The organism is Dyadobacter beijingensis DSM 21582 (assembly GCF_000382205.1).
GTDB classification, from domain to species: Bacteria; Bacteroidota; Bacteroidia; order Cytophagales; family Spirosomataceae; genus Dyadobacter; species Dyadobacter beijingensis.
Map to the genome: position 1 here is coordinate 882576 of NZ_KB907787.1, position 21317 is coordinate 903892.

Sequence of the window (21317 nt, forward strand, 5' to 3'; positions counted from 1 at the left end):
TGACTCTTACCCGAATTAACAATGACTATCATATCAAAGAAAATCGGCTTGCTCGCATTGCTGAGCTTATTTGGGGCGACAGGCTGCTCCGACTTCCTGGATGAGTCCGACCCCAGTAACTTCACCGAAGAGAACTATTTCACGCAACCTGCGCACGCACGCAGCTCCGTGAATGCCATATACGCACCCTTGCGCGAGCCGATGAGCAGCGGTTTCGGGGGCGGCGCGTGGATGATGCCCGAATTCGGCACCGGATTGGCCGGTACGGACCTTGGGCAGGCTGTGAACAGCTATTTTATCAAAGATCTCCGCAATACTTCCGATAATGGCTACGGACAGACTTACTGGACGCAGTATTACAAAGGTATTGCCGGCGCGAACCTGTCGATCGCCAGGATTCCGGGCATTACGATGGACGCTGCGGAAATGAAACGGGTGCTGGGCGAGGCTTACTTCCTCCGGGCATTCTACTACTTCCAGCTGGTGCAGATGTTCGGCAATATCCCGCTCGTGACGCAGCCTGTGAACCTGCAATCGGAGCAGTTACGGCCGTCGGCGGCAACGACCGAAGCAGTTTATAACCTCATTGTGGAAGATCTGAAAACAGCGGAGGCTGCGGGCCTTCCGATGACGGAAAACAGCGGCAAGGTGACGCTCGGCGCCGTTAAATCGCTGCTGGCGAAGGTATATCTGACAATGGCGGGTTATCCATTGCAAAAGGGTGCCGCTTACTATGACCTGGCTGCGAAGAAAGCGGAGGAAGTGATCGATTCGAAGGCATTCAAGCTCTTCACTTCTTACGACGATTTGCATAACCCGGCGAAGAAAAACATCGAAGAGAATATCTTCATGATCCAATACAAAACCCAGCTGATCCCGTCCAACTGGCAGGTGTCCATTATTCCCTACAATAAAAACATCTCGGCTTATTCCGATGAAACGGGCGGTATTTACGCTACGGGCGATTTTGTGAAGTCATTCGAGGCGAACGACCTGCGTGCGAAGGAGAAGCAATTCTTCTTTACCAAATTTACCAACGAGAGCGATCGCAACAAGGAAGTGGACCTGGGAGGCTATTTTATTTACAAACATTTTGATAATGTAGCCCAGACAAGCAGCGCTAACAGCGACCTTAACTGGCCGGTCATCCGCTACGCAGATGTATTGCTCATGTACGCGGAAGCATCCAACGAGGTAGGAGGGCCGTCGGCCAAGGCTTACGAGGCCGTGAACGCGATCCGCACACGGGCACAGTTGCCTGCACTCGCGGGGCTTACGAAAGACACGTTCCGCGACGCGGTGTTGAGCGAACGCTGGCACGAGCTGTGCTTCGAAAACATCACCTGGTTCGATATGGCACGTTTGCGCAAGGCTTACAATGTGACTACCAAAAAGTTCGAGAATTTTGTAGGACATAAATTCTCTTACGGACCTACATTGACCGATCGTGAGCTGCTTTTCCCGATCCCTACTCCGGAAATCCGCAACAATACGAACCTTAACCAGAACAAAGGATATTAGCAGAACAGGTTAATCATTAAACTTAGTCAGTTTAATAGTAGATAGTAATAGAAACGCCGCCGGAAATTTCCGGCGGCGTTTTTGCTATTAACTAATCCTTGGATGATTACCTGTTAACCATAATCTTCGAGTTCTCGACCTTGCCGTCCAGGCGGCTGATCTCGACCACGTACATGCCCGCAGGTACATTGCGCAGGCTCACGAGGGCGGTCGGTTTGCTGCCGGAGTCGTAGATGGTACGGCCGAGCATGTCGTAGATACGGACTTGTTTCACCTGGTTCCAGTTGGTGGTGGTGATCTTCATGTGATCGCTCACCGGGTTAGGATACAGGGTCGTCAGCACTTCGGAGCCGAATCGGAGGTTTACAATGCGGCTGTACGCGAATGTTTCGTCCCTATCGATCATTTTAAGGCGATAGAAGTTCTGGCCATCTACCGGCTCGTCGTGGCGGAAAGAGTAATTGCGTTTCACAATGCTTTCGCCGCCCGACACCTGCGTGCCTACCACGGCCCACGTTTTGCCATCCGTGCTGTGCTGGATATCGAAACGGTCGCTGTTGGTTTCCTCGGAGGTAGCCCAGGTCAGCAATGCGCTGTTTTCCTCTTTTACACCATTGAACGAAATGAGGGTTACCGGCAGCGGGTTGGACGCGCTGCTCAATGTCCACGGTGAGAACTGCGTTACGTTAAACGGTGACGTTGTGTACAGATCGCCCGTTAGCGACGCACTGAAAGCATCGGTTTTCTTTTCCCAGATCGTGCCGTTGTGGCGGTAGCCGTACAGTGTGGCAGAGTTCTGGCCATTGAGGAAGTTGGCGAGGAAGCTGAGTCTGACGCCATTGCGCCCCACAGCGCCCGGATTGCCCGGCGTGATGTTCCAAAGCACCTTGATGGCGCCCGCGGCGAAGCTTGGCGTGATCGGGTCGTTGGACGTGATGCGCTCGATGGTAAGCGTGCCGAGGTCGCCTCCCGAAGGCAATGTAGCGCCCAGGAAGTTGATCGCCGCCGCATTCACCGCCCGGCTGAGCATAATGGCCCGGCCGAGGATGTAGCTTGTGCCAGTTTCCGCTTTTGCACCGGTGATTATGTCGGAAGCTGTCGTTCCGAATGCGATCGGCGCGTTGGTGGCATTCAGGATGCCGCTCGTGAAATGCAGCTTGCCATTGACGATGAACGGATATGTAGGCCCGCCCGGCGGAATGGTGAAGTTGCCGTCCAGTTCTACAATCGCATCGGGTACTGTATTGATCACCGAAGCGGTGGCGTTTCCGTTGCGGTTGATCAGCAAGCTGTTTTTGATGATCAGGTTGGAAGCCGTTGCCCCTGCTGTACCTTCGAGTGAAATACCGGCGGTAGTGCTCGGCGAAAATTTCAGCACCGAGGCACCTACGGTTACCTGTGCGTCCTTTCCATCTACCAACACGGCAAAATTTTCCGGCTGATCGATGTTGACATTGTTCACCAGGGTTACTTTCACCGTTGCGTTGTTGGTGTTCAGGCTATTGTCTTTGACGAACAGCCCGGTTCCGGGGCTATTGACCGTCACACCGTCGATCGTGTACGCGCTGGGGTCGGCATTGGAGCCGGTGTTGTCCGGATAGCCATCGAAGTTGTTGGCAAATATCCCGTTGGCAACGCCCGACACCGTTCCGCCTTTGATCGTCACGGTATTCGACGGGTTGTTCCAGAGGTGGTAACCGTTTGAAACACCCAGCAAACCGGTAATGGTATTGTTTTCAACCAACGGTGCCACGGTTCCCTGCGTCGAGCTGATCATGATACCATCGTTCAGGATGGTGCCGGCCAATGCAGTGATCGTGTTGTTCTTGATCGCGAAGTTCGAGGCGGCCGCGTAGGTCAGGTTGTGCCATATACCCTTGCGTCTCGCTTCGATCGTGTTCAGCTCGATGGTATGGCTGTTGCCCGGGTCGGCCTGGTAGAAGTTGCCGGTCTGGATACCGATGCGCACGGCAGTCATCACGTTGTTGGTCACGTTCGCATAGCCATTATTATAGAGCAACACACCGATACCGTACACATTGGGCAGCAGGTTCATAAACCTGTTTTCGCTGACCACGTTGCCGGTCGTTGCCGTGCCGTTTTCGTTGTAGATATCGACACCCGCGTAGTTGAGGTTTTTGACAATATTGTTTTTAACCAACATATTCGTCACCCCGCCCGTTGCCGCGATACCTTCGGCCGCATTCACATCGGAGCCGTTCATGGCCACGCCGCCGGTAAGGGCCGCATTGTCGCCGTCGATCGTGAAGCCGTCGATTTCAACGCCCGTCAACGCACCGTCTACCGACACGATGATCCCTTCGTTCGAGTTGTTCGTGCCCGGTACCACGATCGTTTCCGCAGGACGGCTGCCAGCGTTCGGGTTAACGCCCTTGTTTGCTCCGTACAGCTTCACCGCCTTGTTCACGATCAGGTCTTCGGCATAGGTGCCTGCTTTTACATTCACATTCCAGCCGCTCTGAGCCGCATCCACACCCCGCTGGATTTTGGGTTCAGTAGTAAATGGGGTGTTGAAGCTGGCCGGCGTTACATAGGCATTGCTGGGTTTTACCAATGCAAAACCCAGTGTACCGTTGTCGATCTTATGCACGATTTTGTCCTCCACCTTGTAAAGCGATTCCAGCGTCATGCCGGAAGCGGATTCAAGGCCGGCTCCTACATCGAACTTATTGTTGCTCGCATCTACATTACCGCTCCAAGGGGCAATATTGGTCACAGGGGCAGCGGTAGCGCCCGACTGGCCGTCCATAAAAATGAAGTTGGCCAATGAACCGGCAAACTCGTTTTCATTACCCGCCGTACCGATCTGGAACGTGCCGAATACCGGGCTGTCGTTGTCCTGGTTGTAGAATGCAAGGCCGGTCCCGCCTGATGCACCGGAGCCGATGAACTTGTTGTTCGTGAAAGTGGCGCCCAGCACGGGTGCATAGAAGCCGCTCGACGAGCTCAGTTCCTTGGTATTCACTGTCACATGGCGGAATGTAGTCGAGGCCGATTTTGGCGTCAGCGTGTTGTTGTCGAACGTCAGGCCCTGCACGTTTTCAAGGCTGATACCCCATTCATAACCGCCGAAAGTATTACCGCTTACGGTGATCGGCTTGTTGTTATAATTGTTTTTCAAACGGAGCGTAGCCGTGCCGGAAGCATTCGCGAAATCACCTGTGAATGTGTTGCCATTGATCGTCAGGCCGGTAGCCGAGCCGTTCATTTCAGGGATTTCCACACCGCCGCCATTGAACGTGTTGTTATTGATGGTAACAGCACCATTGCTCGCGAAACGGACGATGACATCGTGGCTGATCGCCTGGAGGTCGTTGTTATTGAATGTACCCGAGGCTTCGTCGGCCGCGATACCCGCGCGGAACTGGTTGTTACCCACGCCTTTCACGGTGTTACCGGTGAACGTGATTTTGTTCAATCCACCCGCAATGCGGTAGTTGGTAGGCCCGCCGTAATTGACGCTCACCGCATTGCGGTCGCCGTAGTTGCCGGCGAGCGGTACGCCGTCGCCTTCGATGAGGTTGTTGGTAACCGTGATCTCATTGAGCGTGGCGCTGCTGGCGATGATCGCGCTTTTCAGTTTGGCCAGATCGACTTTGAAATTCAGGTTGTCGATCACCACTTTGTCGGCAGAAACGTCGAAAATCGAAAGCTTGCCCGCAGGTGTTCCCGTGAAATTGATAACCGGACGGGTAGGCGTAGCGCTCTGGATCGTCACGGATTTGTTCACGATTACCTGTTCGTTGAATGTCCCCGCACCCACTTTGATCACGTGCGTATTGAGCGTTTTGGTGCTCGCTACGGCTGCATTGATCGAGCAGAAAGTAGCGCCGGTGTTGGTGTTGATTACAAAGCCTGCTACCGGATCATAAGTAATGTCACGAACGGCGTTGCCTGTATTGCCTGACACCTCGATTCCACACGAGTAAGGCGCGTTACCGCGACCGAACAGCTGGTCTGGCTTGTCGCTTTGGTCCCCGTCGGTCGTCGAGTAGGCCACGTAAGGCGTATTGCCGGCCTGACGCTGCAAATCCACGTCGTTACCCGACAATGTGTTGTTGAGCACCTTATGGTTGGTTCCTTCCACGACGATACCGAAACCTTCGCTGCTGCTAGGCTGTGCGAAGCCGCTTACCGTATTGTTGGTCACCACAACGCCGGTTGGGATATCCACATTACCATTGGATTCGATGACGCCGCGGCGGTAAACCGAGATACCCGCCAAATCGCGTTGCTCACCGGGAGGCAGGCTGGTAAATGTCACGGTATTGCCCCTGACGACGATCGAGCCATCCAGTGACGCATCGGTACTGCCGGTTCCGTTCGGGTTTTTGATTTCAATACCAAAGCGGCCTTTCACCGAAATGGTGTTGCCCTCGATCACGTTCGCTCCCGAACCGCCGGTGAGGCCTACGAGACCGATGGAGCTGTCGTTACCTTCTATTACGTTGTCTTTGATCAATACACCCGAAGCACTACCGTCTTGCAGCTCGATGCCGCAGCAGTTGTTGTTCTTAATGGTCGAGTTTTTGATCGTGATGTGCGTTTTAAGGCCATTCCAGATCACGATACCGCGTGCACTCGCTCCGTTGTTTTCGGCTGTCAGGTCGTCGATCAGCACGTTGTCGATCGGGCCATTGGCGTAGAAACCGGATGCCGTCGGGTTGTTGGAGCTTACCACGCGCTGCACGGTGAGGTTGTTATTGCCGCCGATGGCGTAAATGCCTGCATGGCTGTTGCCGTTCGCGCCGGTGTAGTTTTTAATGGACAGGTCCTGAATGAGCACGCCGGTTTTACCGGTATTAATTACGATACCCGAGCCTGTGCCCGCCAGCCCCGTGCCATCGAGGATCACCCCGGCTTTCGACTGCCCCAGCAACTTAACGGCCTTCGTAAGCGTCACGCGCTCGTTGTAGGTGCCGTTCGCAATCGCGATTTCGTCGCCATCCTGCGTATCGCTGTCATCCACAGCAGCCTGAATGGTTGCGAAAGTTTCGTTCGTGCGATTGTTTTTCACATTAAACTCGCATGGTGCGCTGGTTTGGAATCCAACTGTTCCGGGCTGGTCGTCGGTCCCGCTGGTCAGCTTGGGCGTCGCTACAATGCTGCCGCCTCCAGTGCTGCTGAGCACTTCGCCGCCGTCGAACCAGTTACAGGAAGCCTCGGTAGCGCCGCTACCTTCGTTCACAATGTCAAAAGCAAGCGAGCCCAGGAAGCTGTTATAGCTGATCTTGGCAGGCGAGCCCGTGTTCGTACTTCCAGCCGATTTCCGTACGACTACCCCTTTATTGGTGGCGTTGAAAATGTTGTTCAATACCTGAACCGGCGTAGCGCCCGTATTATAGTCGGGCGGGGTGTTGCCGGTATATTGGCCGCCGAGCCAGGCGATACCTTCGGAATAGCCGGTTACCTCATTATTTTGGTAAACCACATTCTTTGCTCCCGAGCGTGAAGTCACCCAGAATGCCGTCTGGCGGTTCTTGTCGGCGGTGTTGCCCGGCGTGTCGTTGGTGAATTTGTTGCCGCTAACGGTGATTTCCGCACCTTCGTTGTGACCGTTTTCCCAAACTCCCTTGATCACCGACGGAATTGCATTGGGCGTGCCGGTAACGGTAAACTCGTTGTTGATGATTTTCAAACCATCATATGCCGTGCCACCGCTCGTGGCCGACTGGAGTGCGTACGTAGCCGAGTATTTCGAGTTCGCATCGTCGCTCACACCGGTTCCGTCGATGAAGAACCTGTTGGAGCTGATCTCGATATTTTTACCATAAATATAATGGATACCGATATTCTGGAAGTTGTCGGCTGCCGCCGCAGTCGCGTTCAAATCCGCAGGAATGTGGATTTCATTACCGGCAATTTTCAGATTGTCGAGCGCGTCGACAGGGCCGCCATTGTGGTCGGCGATGATCGATACGTCGAAGCCTTTGAGGATCAGGTTGCTGATCGTCCAGTTTTTGAAGCTGCTTCCGGCCTTGCTGTTCAGGAACAAGAAGGTTTCGAGAGAAGTAACAGCGAGGTCGCCGCCGGTCTGAATGGTGGTAGCCCCGGATGCCGAGGTAATGGTCACGCCATTGACGGCCGCAGGCGGTGTAATGCTGTAATTGTCGCCGCTACCCGTCATCGTTCCGATACCGTCCGCTGCTTTGGCATTGGTACCTTTCGCCCATTCTTCCGCAGCATTGGTTTCGTTCCAGTCGAAGTTACCGTTCAAAGTAATGGTCTGGCCTTCCTGCACGCAGCCGATCGCGTTCGCGAGGATGCGGTAGTTGTTATTGGCGGGCGTAAACGAGCCGGTAACAGCGTCCACATTCAGTGCGGCATTGGTAAGGACGAAGTTCGTCGCGCCGCCCCCCGGTGCCGGGATGTTGATCAGCCAAGGCGCGGTGGTCACGTCAGCGATTTTATCCCCTGCAAATGAAGCCACGAAGCCGGGCGAACTACCACCGAACTGGCCGGGGGTCTGCGACAAATAGGAAGGCTCGCTTGCACCGCTCGCTACCGTGTTCGCGGCATTGGTATTATAGGTATTACAGCTCAGGTCGGCAGTCGCGTATACGCTCGTAGCGCCTGTACCGTGTGCGTATATGTCTGTAAACCAGTTTCCGCTGAATGCGTTGTAGCGTACTTTGACATTGTTGGCAATGATACCCGTGCCGAACCCGTGGTTGAAGATGATACCGTGCGTAAAGTTGTTGCGGATCACGTTGTTCGTAATCGTCGAATTACTGATATCCGATCCCAGCGAAATACCGGTGCGGTTCTGCTCGATCAAACTGTTGGTGATCTTGAAGCCCTGCTGGGTATGCGCGTAAATACCGCTGCGCTGGTCTTTTACGGTCACGTCGTCGATCGTCACATTGGCTGCATTGATACTAATACCCGCGTCGCGGTTGCCTTTTTGCCACACAGCCAGCGAAGTTCCGTAGTCGCGCGTGACGGTCAGCTTCTGGATCCTGGCGTCCGCGGCGGTTACTTTGATGACCGCATCGCCATTGCCCTGGATACCAATATCATAAGTACCCCGGATGATCGCATTGGCCCGATTAGCACCGGTGAGCGTCACTTTCTTCGTCACGAACACATTGTCGCTGTAAACACCGTCGGGCAGCGTGATCACTGCATCGGTATTCGAAGCGGAAATCGCGTCGGCGATGGACGGGAAGTAGTCGAATGTACCGTGACCGGCGATGTTTGTATTGTTTGAAGAAACGAAATTGACCGTTCCAGGGCGGGGCTGGGCCCCATTGGCGTAGACGAGCGTTGCATTGTCGATCGCACCCGTATTGGTCCCTGAAATCTGGTTGGGATAACTCACGCCCGGAAGCGAGTTGTTGTTCACCAGGATCGGCGGGGCGGGGTTATCGTGGTCGGGTACGTTGAAACCCCCGTTGGTATTACCGGCAAAAATGGTCGGGTTTGCGCTACCGAACCAGTTGTTGCGTAATACGATTTTCGTGCCGCTGTGCGTATTGTCGATTTCCAGACCACCGGCGAGGTTGCCGGTAATGTTGTTGCCGAGCAGGTAGGCTTCCACGGGCGAGTTGCTGTTGTCGGTCAGGATAAAACCGTAACTGCGGTTGTTGATCAGCTCGTTATCAATGATGTAAATCTTCGATAAGCTGGTAGGGTTCGTGCTGCCGGGGAAGATGATGCCTGTCCGGTTGTCGTCGAACCGGTTACGTTTGATCGTAACGTTCGTCGAGCCGGGTTCCAGGTAAATCGCCGTGCGGTTGCGTACAAAAAAGCAGTTCTCGATCACAACGTCGTTCGCGCCTGCGGCCAGTGCCACAGAAATAGTAGGCGGTCCGGCCGCGGTGCCGGGGATAATCCGCTGGATTTTCAAATTCCAGAGTTCGGTATTGCCTTGCAGTGAAAGCGGCCCGGTTTGCACGGTAACTACCGAATTGTCGCCCGCGGTGCCGATGATCTTCACACCGCTCTTGACGGTAATGGAAGGGGCGAGGTACGTACCCGCGTCCAGCAAAATACGGTCGCCCGATACGGCCACGTCCATGGCTTTGGCGAGGGTAGCATATGGCGAAGCGGCCGTTCCCGAATTTGCATCGTTCCCGGTCGCGCCAGTAAACTTATCGTTAGCGGTAGAGTTATCGTTTACATAGATGATTTTTTGGGCATAGGATACCTGGCAAAGCGCCAGCAGGGCGGCCTGCAACGCAATGCAAATAGCGAGTCGTTTCATAGAATTGAGTCATTGAGTTAAAAGAGCAGTTTTGAGTTCACGTTCCAGAACAGTCAGGGCATACCTCTTCCGGGCTCTTTTCGGGGTGGAAAAGGCAAAGAAAACAGGGTTCGGCTGGTCATACCTGCGGTTGCGCACACCGCTGTAATACCGGCAGAACCTGATGCGGCCTGGTTAATCGTTGAGTAAAAACACGCCTGTGCGCCCGTATGGCGACGTGGCTAAGTTGGAAGAATGGAATAACGTTGAAGAATGAAGGGAAATCCCCGGACACAGCCAATCACCCGGCAGGAAAACTGACGGTCACGGATAAACGTACTTCTTAACGTATGGAAAGCGGGTTATTAAAGAAGAGCTGACCAAACCGCAGGTTCAGTTTGTAAAACTATCGGTTTGAATCATGGAAAGGGACCTGTGAAGGTGGTCGAACGCAGAGGTCCCTAGGTTGGAAAGAGTACAGTGAGGTACATAGAGTTAGAATTTTAGGTTAGTTATAGAAGGTTGACTTAAAAATAGGAAATAACATTGATTCGATATTACAGTTCGATCAAAATTATTGTAAAAATTACGAAAGAATCTGAGAAATAGTTTATAGCGAAACTATTTCTCAGAAACGGTTACTTAATTGATTTTAAGTGATTTCCGGCAATATCCTCCCAGCGGTAGAGATGGAAGGTCTTATCATCGCTCATCGCGACGAACAGTCCGCTACGGAATTGCGCATTGAGGGGAACGGAAACGACGTCGGAACCGTCGCTATGGCTCGCTTTCACGGTCACTTTCCGGAGCAGCGGGTGATTGTGGGGATTCTTGCCTTCACCCTCGCGGGGGAAAACCTGGAAGCTGTTGGCGCCCTGGTCCGAGACGAGGATATAACCCGTGCTGTCGGTAAGCTGGTAGATGGAAATACCTTCGTGGTCTTCGGTAAAACCCGTCGTGCCGAAAAGCGCCAGTTCGTCGTTGCCTTTCTCCGGATCGGCGTAATATTTGCGGACGCCTGTTCCTTCATCGGAGTAATACACATAACCCAGCTGGTCGTCCACGGCGATGGCTTCGATCTCTTTCAAACCGCTGTATTTTCCGAATTTGCGCACGAGGGAGGCTTTTACCTGGCCTTTCCCATCGTCTTCCAAAGCATATTGCCACAGGTACGTGCCGTCGGTAGGGCCTGATTTTCGGCCTACTATGGCGTAAATTTTGCCTGATTTGTTCTTGTAGAGGGCAATGCCCATCAAATCCCGCACATTTTCACCCGTTTCACCTACAAACACTTCAATACCGCCATGATCGATGGGCCTCATGTCGGGCAGGCTGTAAATGCGGAGCTTATGGGTAAAGCGCTCGGTGGTCACGGCAATGTCGGTGGGCCTTCCGCCGAGGTTCAGGCCGTACTCGATATCGACATTGTCGGGGCGTTTCAAGCCCTTTACTGTTTTGTCTTTCAGTAACTTGCCTTGCAGGTCGAATACGTACAAGCCGCCTTCCTGATCTTTGTCGGTGCCGATAATCAGGCTTTGTGCCGGGTCGGCCGGGTTGACCCAGATCGCCGGATCGTCGGTATCGTGGGCGACGGTGTCGGTGATGAAAACGGGCTGAACAATGGCCTGGACGGTGTCGGCCCGGGCGGAATGGATCGGCGCATTGTGGTTGACCTGGCAGGCCACAAATGCCCCCGCCAGGCCCATCAGGGCCGGTAGAATGGATGATTTCACTGGTGTTGGAATAAAAAGCTCCCGGCTGCGAATGCGAACCGGGAGCGGATGATGATATTACTTCGTGCCCAATGCACCGATGTAGTCGGCGGGGGCGGGGGATTTGTAGGTGACGCCGTTCACGACGATGCCTTCCGCGTACAGGCGTGTGAAAGTAGTTTTGCCCTTGCCCAATGCGGGTGATCCGGCTTGCAAATGGAAGTCCCAGGCTGTATTGAAAGAAGCGTTTTTGTTATCGGTTGTCAATGGGTAGTTGACGAATTTCGGATCGTTATCACCTACTTTGGCGGAAATCAGGTCGTTGGCGCCTTTCAGGATTTCCACCGACGGCTGGAATTGCTTCACGCCTTCTTCGGTAGCACCGTAATACAAGGTGTTGCTGATCGCCGAGCGGTCGTCCACCGATTTATCCACATTCTCCTTTTTGATACCGAAGCGGTCGTTGGCAAGCAGGTTGTTATAGAGATCCGCACGGACGCCTTTTTCCAGCCAGATCGAACCGCCTTTCGTTGTAGGCCTTCTCCAACCGGCATTGATGATCGTGTTGTTGTAGCCCACAATGTAGGCCTGCGGCGTGCGGTCGCCCGAGTTGGAAAGCTTCAATGCATTGGTATTAGGGCTGTACACGATGTTGAATGCCACATCCGCCTGTACACCCGACTTGATGTTGATCGCATCGCCGCCCGAGACGCCCGTGGTATTGAAGGTATTGTTGGCGATGATCACTTTGCCGCCTTCGATGTAGAAACCGTCCTCGTTGAAATTGCGGATAATGCTGTTCATCACGATCAGCTTGCCATTCACATTGGGATAATAAATCACCGGCACGTGCTCACCGGCGGCAGCTTTGTACAAGCCTGCCTTTACCGAAGGCGACTCTTCCGTCGTTACCGCGCCGCCGTATTCGAGAATGGTGTTGCTCAATACGAATTCCGCTGCATTAGGACCGGCAATGAGCCCTCCCCAGAGGTTGCCAAACTGGTTGTTAGCCGTTTTCCATGCATCGGGCACCGTGAATTTCACCGGCGCGGCGGCAGTACCGAGGCTGTACAGATTACCTTTCACCACAACCTCGGGCTTGATCACCGAGTCGCTGAAAAGTACCGTTACACCTTCCTCGATGGTCAGTGATTTGCCTTCCGGTATCTGAATGTGGCCGGTTACTTTGTAAGTATTGCCTTTGGTCCAGGTGCCGGATACTTCGCCGGTTACCGATTGCTCGGTGGGCGTCGGGTTCACGGGCGTCGGTTCGTCTTTGTCGTCGCTGCAACCGGTGATGAGGAATGCGGCCAGGGCCGATAGCATGAATAGCTGTTTCATTTTGGATTGGTTCATGAGATTTAAAATTTTGATGACTGATTAAAACTTGTATCGTAAGCCGAGCAGGTAGGAGCGCTGGTAGCGGTCGCGGCGGATGAGCGTCTTGCCTTTCAAATCCTGGTTTGGGATGTTGGCATTGCCTGCATGGGTATTTTTCATGTACACTTCCATGGGCGTGTCCAGGAGGTTATTGGCTTTCAGGAAAATGCCCAGGCCATTGCGGAAGGTCTTTTCAATGGATGCGTCCATTTGAACGAAGCCCTTTTGCCACAGGTCGTTGTCGAGGAACTGGGATACGGTGTTGATCCGGTCGCCGGTGTAGCCGCCCGCCAGCTGCGCATCGATGCCGTTTTGCTGGTTTTTATAAAGTACCGAAAGGTTCGCTACGTGGGCGGATTGTCCGTAAAGCGGCCGCGACTGCTGCACATTGACTGTTTCCAGATCACCGCTCTCGTTGCGTATGCGCCGCGACTTGGGCGTGGTAATGCGCGAATGCGTATACGTGTAGTTGGCCTTAATGCCGAACTGCTTCACATATTTGATGTAATCGATTTCCAGGCCGTAGTTCTTCGCATTTCCGAAATTGCCCGGCGAGTAGTAAATGTCCTGGCCACGGATCGCGTCGCGTTGGAGGGTGTATTCGATCGGGTTTTTGATCATTTTATAAAAAATACCTGCCATAAACTGTTCGGAAGCACGCGGGAAAAGCTCGTAGCGCAAATCGATATTGTCGGCGATGGCGCGTTTCAGGTCGGGGTTACCGCGCTCCTGATACTCTTCATTCACAATGCGGTAGGGGACTATTTCAAAAAAACCGGGGCGGTTGATCGAGCGGAAATAGGAGGCGCGGAGGTTGATGTGCGCTTCGGGCTTATACTTGAAATGCAGGCTGGGCAGCATGTCGGTGTATTGCTGGCTGCCTTTTGGCCGGTCCTCGCCGATCGGGAAAAGCATCGAGTAGCCCTGGTCTGTATTTTCCGCACGCACGCCGCCGAGGATTTCGAGGGTATTGGTTTCGGCTTTAAACTGGACAAAACCGGCGGCAATGCGTTCGGTGGCATCGTAGTTCAATGCGCTGGCTACCGAGCCGCGCGGGTTCTGGATCGTCCAGCGGATCTGGGTGTAATCGGTGAAATCCTTTCCGTATTCGGCAAACGGGTCGGCCGGGCGGAGCTGGTAATTGTTGTAAAAATTCGAACGCGCTTTGTCGCGGAACAGCCCGCCGGCGGTCCATGCTAGCTGCGCAGCACCCACGGTCATGTTGTAGCTCAAATTCAGATAGGCCGAAAGGTCGCGGTCGGAGTTGTGCTCCCAGCGGCGTGAGGCATCGCCGACAGTCGTTTTCCTTTCCTGGAAATTCTGGCGTACACCGATGAGCGGCACGGTCACATTGTCGGGAACCTCGTTTGTGGCTTTGGAATACACGGCCGACCATTGCAATGCGAGTGCATCGAGCAGCTGGTGCTTGCCTTGTAATGTGCTGTTGAAAATCTGCTGTTTGGTTAACCGCGAGCGGGTAGTGAAGCCGAGCGTCGCGTTACCCGCCCCGGGGTCGTAACCGCCGATGGTTAGCTGCGTGGATTTGACGTCGCGCACCTGCACGTTCGTCAGGTTCATGAATGCATTGTAAAACTGGATCTTATGTTTGTCATTGATGCGGAAATCCATTTTGGCATGCAGGCCGTAGCGGATCTGCTGTTCGGAATACTGCCGTTCGCTCATTTTGGTGAGCGCTTCCCCTCGTAAGGTATCCACGGCCTCGGAGTCGAAAAATAGGCTGTTGCTGCCGCGGTGGGTGTTCTGGTAGCTTCCGGCGAGGAGGATGCCCAGCTTGTCGTGCAGGAAGCGGTTGCCTACGGCGATGCTCCCGAGCAGGTTAGGGGTTGGTGTTTTGTATTGATAGTTAACCGGCGCCGTCGAGAAATCGGCCGGCGCGGCATTATACTGGTTCCCGTTACGTTCATAGGGCGATTTCGACTGGATTTTTCCAAAATCGTAACCCATAAACTTCCGGTCCATGAAGAGCTCGTTATAGCCCGTTGAGACATTGGCAGAAAATGTAAACCGTTCCGGCGCGTCTTTCATCACCATATTCACGGCCCCACCGATGGCGTCGCCTTCCATGGCGGGCGTCAATGCCTTGTACACTTCGAGGCGATCGAGCAGGTCGGATGGGAAAATATCCAGCGGCACGTAGCGGTACTTGTTGTCCGGGCTCGGGATTTTTACGCCGTTCACCAATGTGTAATTATACCGCTTATCCATCCCCCGCAGGATGGCATACTGGCCGTCGCCGTTGCTGTTACGCTCGATGGAAATGCCTGAAATGCGCTGGATCACGTTCGCGACGGTGAGGTCGGGCGAAATCTGGATCGTTTTGCCCGATACGATATTCATGACCTGGCTCGCATTGCGCTCCATGAGACGGGCGGTGTTATCGCTGGCGCCGTCGCGCTTGCCGGTGACGGCCACCTCTTCGAGTTTCAGGCCGGCCGCTGCTTCCAAAGCGAGATCCATTTGAATTACTTCATTCCCCGCAATGGCAAACTCCCTCTGAACCGGCGCATAGGAAATGTGGCGGACGGTGAGTCGGTAGGCGCCTTTTTGCAGGTTAGGAATGCTGAACGAGCCGTCGAGCCCGGAAATGTCGTGCAGGTTGGTCCCTTCGATCGAGATCACAACACCTAATGCAGGTTCGCCGGTGGCCGCTTCGAGCAGCTTGCCTTTGAGCGTCCCCGCATGCAGGCCGGTGACCGTGATGAACAGGAGGAGGGTATGTAAAAAACGTCGGATCATCACATTTAAATTCTGGGTAAGTACCGGATTCGGCTGTCAGCTGTCAGCGGTCGGCCGTCAGCGGTCAGCCCGCCCCTTCCCGGTTGGCGATGCGAAGGTGTGCAGAAGCGATCGAGTGATCCAAATCGGCCCCGTTAACAAAAGGGCAACTGGCCGTTTCGGGCCGTTACATGAAGGCAACAGACGTTGCGATTTGGCTGTAACGTTTTGTTAGCCAGGGATTTAAATCCTCGGTTAATGGCATTATGTTTGCGTTACGGCACGGTTAAGAAATTGTTAACCAGCTAGATCGACTGGATGTAGGCGGAAAGATTGTCGCCCGCGGCGAGGTTCAGTTTCTTGCGCAGGCGGTGGCGGATTACGCGCAGGCTGTCCTGCGAAATGCCCAGGAGCGTGGCAATGTCGGCGGATGTAAGGTTCATTTTAATGAGCGCGATGAGGCGGAGGTCGTTGGCGGTAAGCGGGCCGGTTTGCTGTTGCAGCCGGTCGAAAAACGACTGGTGTACCTGCTCGAATATACCCCGGAATTCCTCCCAATGCTGGTCGTCCTGCAAGCCCTCGCTGATCTGCCCGGACAATGCCCTGATCTGCTTTCGCTGGTCGCGCTTGTCGTCTTTGATCATTTCATCGAGGCGGGTGCGAAGGTCTTCCAGCAGCTGGTTTTTACGGATTACGTGCAGGGTGTAGCTGCTCAGTTCCTGTGTTTTGGTTTCGAGTTGTTGTTTGAGGTGCTCTTCTTCGAGCTTTTTGTTCTTCAATTCAACCTCCATCAACTGGTTGCGCGTTTCGTACACCTGCTTGTGCTGCGCGCGGAGTTTCTGTTCGTTCCGGATTTTGAGTCGCTGCCGGCTAATAATCAATGCCGCCACGAGAATAACTAATATTATCACCACGCCCGTGGCAATGGATATGAGCGTGTCAATGCGGCGCGCCTGCGTCAGCTGTTGTATTTCATTGTCCTTTTTCTCGATTTCATACAGCGTTTGCAGCAATGCGAGCTGCTTGTTGCTCTCTTCGGAGTAGATGTCGTTGAGCAGGGTGCGGCTCAACGTGAGATAGTGGAACGCGCTGTCGTTGCGGGCGAGCAGGTTGTATGCTTTGGCAATATCATTGTAGGCACTCGAAACCTGATACCGCTCGCCGTTGGTTTGGGCCAGGTTTAAACTTTGAATACTGTAAGATAACCCCTCGCGGAACCGGCCGGTTTTGCGGAGCACGTCGCCGAGGTTGTTCACGACCTCCACCTGCGCGCGGACATTGCGCGTCTGCGTATTAAGCGCGTAGGCCCTGTTGAAATAATAATAGGCCGAATCGTATTGTTCCAGGTCCTCGTAAATGCTGCCGATGTTTTCGTAAATCTTCGCGGCGCCGTCGGTATGGCGGTCGAGCTGGTAGGATTGGAGGGCTTTGCGCTGGAAGTAGAATGCGCTGTCGTACATTTCCCGCTTTTCGTACAGGTGCCCGATCCGACCGTAAATTTCGGCCTTACCCGATTCCTGTTTCAGGTTTTGGTAAATGGCCAATGCCTCGTCGTACTGTTTCCGGGCCAGCTGCGGGCGGCGGGTGCGGTAATAGAGTTCACCGAGCATATCCAGGTTTGCGGCGAGTAAATGCTGCCGGTTTCGGTTGCGGAAAATTTTTTCGGCCTGTAAAAGGTAATCCAGTGACTGCGGGTAATGCCCCGAAATGAACAACAACTGCCCAATCTGCTGCAAATAGCCCGCAGCCTGCTGCTCATTGTTCTGTGCCACCGCGGCATTGTAGTGTCCTTTTAGTTGTAATAGAAGCGAATCCGGGTTCTGTGGGCTGGCCGGGATTTCGCGTTCCGTATCGGATTGCAGCCTGTTCTGGGCAAATGAGTGCATGGCCGAAGCTATCCAGATCATGATCAGGACAATGCTCGTTAATGCGGGAGGGGTAGAATATCGGGGGGCGCGGCCGGTATGCATGGCAAAAAGCGCTGGGTTAATTTTCACGCAAGGTACGGCGTACTCGCCTGCATGAATGCGAAAAGCCATTGAAATACATCAATGGCTTTCGCAAATTTAATATTCAGGTAATATCCGAAATGCGTCTCAGAGGAAACGGTTGATCAGGTTTTCGAGGTATTCCTGCTTGCCGGAGATCGTTGCGGGCTCGCCTTTGGTGGCTGCGTGGTCGAACAGGTCTTCCAGTTTCAATGCACCTTTTTCGTAATCGGCGCCTTTGCCGCTGTCGAAGCTCGCGTAGCGGTTCTTGCGGATTTTGTCGTACTCGCCGTTCTGGATGATCTTGTCGGCGATCACCAATGCACGTGCTACGGTGTCGATACCGCCGATGTGCGCGTGGAAAACGTCGTCGACGTCGGTCGAGTTACGACGGCGTTTCGCATCGAAGTTGATACCGCCGCCCTGCAATCCGCCTGCATTCAGGATCACGAGCAATGCGCGGGTCCATTCTGCTACGTCGTTCGGGAACTGGTCGGTATCCCAGCCATTCTGGTAGTCACCACGGTTAGCGTCGATCGAGCCGAGGATGCCGGCGTCGGCTGCTACCTGCAATTCATGTTCGAAAGTGTGGCCGGCCAATGTGGCGTGGTTCACTTCGAGGTTCAGGCTGAAATCGCCGAGCAGGTCGTGCTGGCGGAGGAAGCCGATCACGGTCGCCGCGTCATAGTCGTACTGGTGCTTGGTAGGCTCGCAAGGTTTTGGTTCGATGAAGAATTTACCTTTGAAACCATTTGCGCGGGCATATGCCACGGAGATTTTCAGGATTTGTGCAAAGTGCTCCTGCTCGCGTTTCATGTCGGTGTTGAGCAGGCTCATATAGCCTTCGCGCCCGCCCCAGAACACGTAGTTTTCACCACCCAATGCAATCGTAGCGTCCAGTGCCATTTTGATCTGCGCACCGGCGTGTGCTACCACGTCGAAATCGGGGTTGGTAGAAGCGCCGTTCATATAGCGGTGGTGACCGAACAGGTTGGCAGTTCCCCAAAGGAGTTTCACGCCGGAAGCCTTTTGCTTTTCGCCCAGGTAGGCAGTCAATGCTTGCAGGCGCTTTTCGTTGGTACGAACGTCGTCGGCGTAGTCCACCACGTCCACATCGTGGAAGCAGTAGTAGGGGAGCCCCAGCTTTGTAATGAATTCGAATGCGGCGTCGGCCTTGTCTTTGGCACGGTCAACGGCATCCGCCTTTTGGTCCCAGGGATAAAAAAGCGTCGGTCCGCCGAACGGATCGAGGCCCGCCCCGCAGAAGGTATGCCAGTAAGCCACTGCGAAACGCAGATGCTCTTTCATCGTTTTGCCAGCGATGACGCGGTTTTCATCATACCAGCGGTAAGCCAGTGGGTTGTCGGTTTCGGGCCCTTCGTAAGCGATTTTGCCGATGCCCTTGAAATACTCCTGTTCTCCGAGTAGAATGCTCATTGTAATGTTGTTAATCGTTTTGAAGGCCAACCAAGAATGTCACTTTTGATAATAAGTGTAGGATTGACATTTTATACTGCAATACTATCACTTTTTTCGGAAAATTTTGCAGTACAAATAAAAAGAGGAGCAGATTTAATTTCTGCTCCTCTTTTGCCGAGATTTTAACGGTATTTGATCAGAAGAATTTCGCGCGGTGGTCTTCGATCTTCGCGTTTTCACGAATGGCTTCGTTCACCAGGTAAGACATACGGCTTTCCAGTGATTGGGTAAGCTGCGTTTTGTACTGGGTGAAGTCTGCGATCTTAGGTGCCTCGGTTTTGTTGATCACTTCCATGATGAACACACCGTTTTCGCCCGTGAACACGCCTGATTTCTGACCGGCTTTCAGGCCGAATGCTTTACCCAGAGCGATAGGATCGAAACCTGCGCTGGTAAGGAAGCCCGTTGCGAGGGAGATTTCGTTGGCATATTCCACCAATGCACCTGCACCGTATTTCTTCGCGATGTCGTCGAGGCTGCCGGTAGCGCCTTTCAGCTTGGCAGAAATCTGTTCCGCTTTGATCTGGTTACGCACTTTGGTCGTCAGCTCGTCGCGGAAGTCGTCCACTTTCACGTCTTTAGCATCCGATTTGCCGGTCAGTACCGCCACTACATATTGTTCTTCCGTTTCGAAAACAGGGGAAACGTTTGAAGTTTTGGTATCGTCCTTGAATGCCCATCTTACGATTTCGCGTGCATTCTGGATGGCGTTGATATTGGTAGCTGATTCAGGAATGCGGTTCGCATTGGCGAGTACCAGTCCTTTGTTTTTCTTAACGGCTTCTTCGAATTGCTCGCGGCTTTTCACCGTGTTGGCAAACTCGTCGGCTTTTCTGTATGCTTCGTCGCGTGTAGCCTGGCTAGGTGCGATGGTCTTGCCGATGGTCGCAATGCGGTACAAGGTGTTGGATTTCGGAGCGGTTACCTTGATAATGTGGAAACCGAACTGGCTTTCTACCAAACGTGGGATCAGGCCCGGAGCCGTTGCGGAGAATACCGCTTCTTCGAATGGCTTCACCATGGCGCCGTTGTTCTGGAAGTAGCCCAGGTCGCCACCGCGTTGCGCAGAACCGGGATCTGCGCTGGAAGTGGCTGCCAATGCTTCGAAGTTAGCACCTGCCTTGATCTGCGCCAGAATGCCTTCCGCTTTGGTACGTGCCGCCGCTTTCGCCGAGTCCGACTGGTTTTCCGCACGGATCAGGATGTGGCTCGCTTTCGCCGACGATACGGTGTCCGAACGTGTACCGCCGTATTTGTAGATGTAATAAGTGTTGCCTTCGCGGTAAGGGCCATATACACCGCCCGGAACGAATGTTTTCACCGCTTCTTTCAACTGGTCGCTCATGGTAGCGTACGACTGGTTGATCGGCAATGGAATATCGCTGTTCATCGCTGCGAAAGCCGAGTCGCTTTGTGCGGTGGCAAGGCCGCGTGCGAGTTCTTTGATTTCGGTGTACAATGCCGCGCTGTCGTCTTTCGCTGGCTGTACGGGGAATGTCACGTACTCGATCGAGCGGGTGTCGGTTCCCTTATATTCTTTTTTGTGCGCGCTCAGGTATTCTTCGAGCTGTGCGTCGGTTACTTTAATGGTAGTGTCTACAACCGAGAAATAAGGTACGTACAGGTAACGCAGGTTGGCTTTGGTGTTTTGCGCTACGTACTCTTTTTCAGCCTGTGCTTTCGGTGTGTACGTCGAGAGGCGAAGCATGTTCTCATATTTCGCACGGGTACGTTCTTCACGAAGGCTTTTCTCAAAATTCTCCCATGATTTTTGTTGTTCCAATGGAAGGGTTTTGAGGTTTTTCAGGTAGTTGATCACCGCGTTCTTGTCGAAACGGCCGGTGGTCGGGTCTGAAAATGCTTGCAGAATCGATGGGCTGATGTGGTTACCCTGTACCATATCGTACAGTTCCTCGTCGGTTACTTCGAGTCCCAGCTTGTCGTATTGCTTTTTGTAGGCAATGTCCACCACGAACTGGTTCCAGGCCTGGTCTCTCAAAGAAGCCAGCTCGCCTTCGTTCAGGCTGCGGCCCGATTGCGCCTCGTAGTTCTGACGGAAACCGTCAACCCGGCTTTGAAAATCTTTGATATTAATTTCTTTCCCGGCAATCTCTCCCACTGTCTGGTTGTTGTTGCCGCCCAGAAGGGAATTAGGGCCCAGCAAATCGCCTCCAACCATAAAAAGAATTAAACTGATAGCGATAACCGTGACGGCTACCCCGGATTTTTCTCTGATCTTGTTAATTAAAGCCATTTTCTCGATTCAAATTAGTGCGCAAAATAAAAAGTTTTCTT

At 53.5% G+C, this 21317-nt stretch carries 8 protein-coding genes; 1 reads left to right on the forward strand and 7 read right to left on the reverse strand.

The features are described from left to right. Positions 1 to 21: 21 nt before the first annotated feature. On the forward strand, positions 22 to 1521 hold the full coding sequence (locus H144_RS0110945; protein ID WP_019942102.1) for a RagB/SusD family nutrient uptake outer membrane protein: 1500 nt from the start codon (positions 22 to 24) through the stop codon (positions 1519 to 1521). 106 nt (positions 1522 to 1627) lie between these two features. On the opposite strand, the gene H144_RS31705 is transcribed toward H144_RS0110945, so the two are convergent. From H144_RS31705 to H144_RS0110980, 7 genes are all read right to left on the reverse strand, one after another. After that, positions 1628 to 9748: a right-handed parallel beta-helix repeat-containing protein gene (locus tag H144_RS31705; RefSeq protein ID WP_019942103.1), complete on the reverse strand. Its 8121-nt coding sequence runs from the start codon at positions 9746 to 9748 to the stop codon at positions 1628 to 1630. Between the two features lie 617 nt (positions 9749 to 10365). Beyond that, positions 10366 to 11433 (reverse strand): phytase, encoded by a 1068-nt coding sequence (locus tag H144_RS0110955; RefSeq protein WP_019942104.1) that lies wholly within the window; start codon positions 11431 to 11433, stop codon positions 10366 to 10368. Positions 11434 to 11517: 84 nt separating this feature from the next. Further along, complete coding sequence (locus H144_RS0110960) at positions 11518 to 12795, reverse strand: hypothetical protein (RefSeq protein WP_019942105.1); 1278 nt, start codon at positions 12793 to 12795, stop codon at positions 11518 to 11520. Between the two features lie 24 nt (positions 12796 to 12819). Then, positions 12820 to 15576, reverse strand: a complete 2757-nt coding sequence (locus H144_RS0110965) for a TonB-dependent receptor (protein WP_019942106.1) — start codon at positions 15574 to 15576, stop codon at positions 12820 to 12822. Between the two features lie 284 nt (positions 15577 to 15860). After that, entirely contained in the window at positions 15861 to 17594 is a 1734-nt protein-coding gene (locus H144_RS0110970) for a tetratricopeptide repeat protein (protein ID WP_019942107.1), read from the reverse strand. Between the two features lie 57 nt (positions 17595 to 17651). Next, positions 17652 to 18980 (reverse strand): xylose isomerase, encoded by a 1329-nt coding sequence (gene xylA / locus H144_RS0110975; protein ID WP_026350601.1) that lies wholly within the window; start codon positions 18978 to 18980, stop codon positions 17652 to 17654. A 178-nt stretch (positions 18981 to 19158) separates the two neighbouring features. Then, a complete protein-coding gene (locus H144_RS0110980; protein ID WP_019942109.1) occupies positions 19159 to 21276 on the reverse strand; it encodes a peptidylprolyl isomerase in 2118 nt (705 codons plus the stop codon). Between the last annotated feature and the right edge of the window lie 41 nt (positions 21277 to 21317).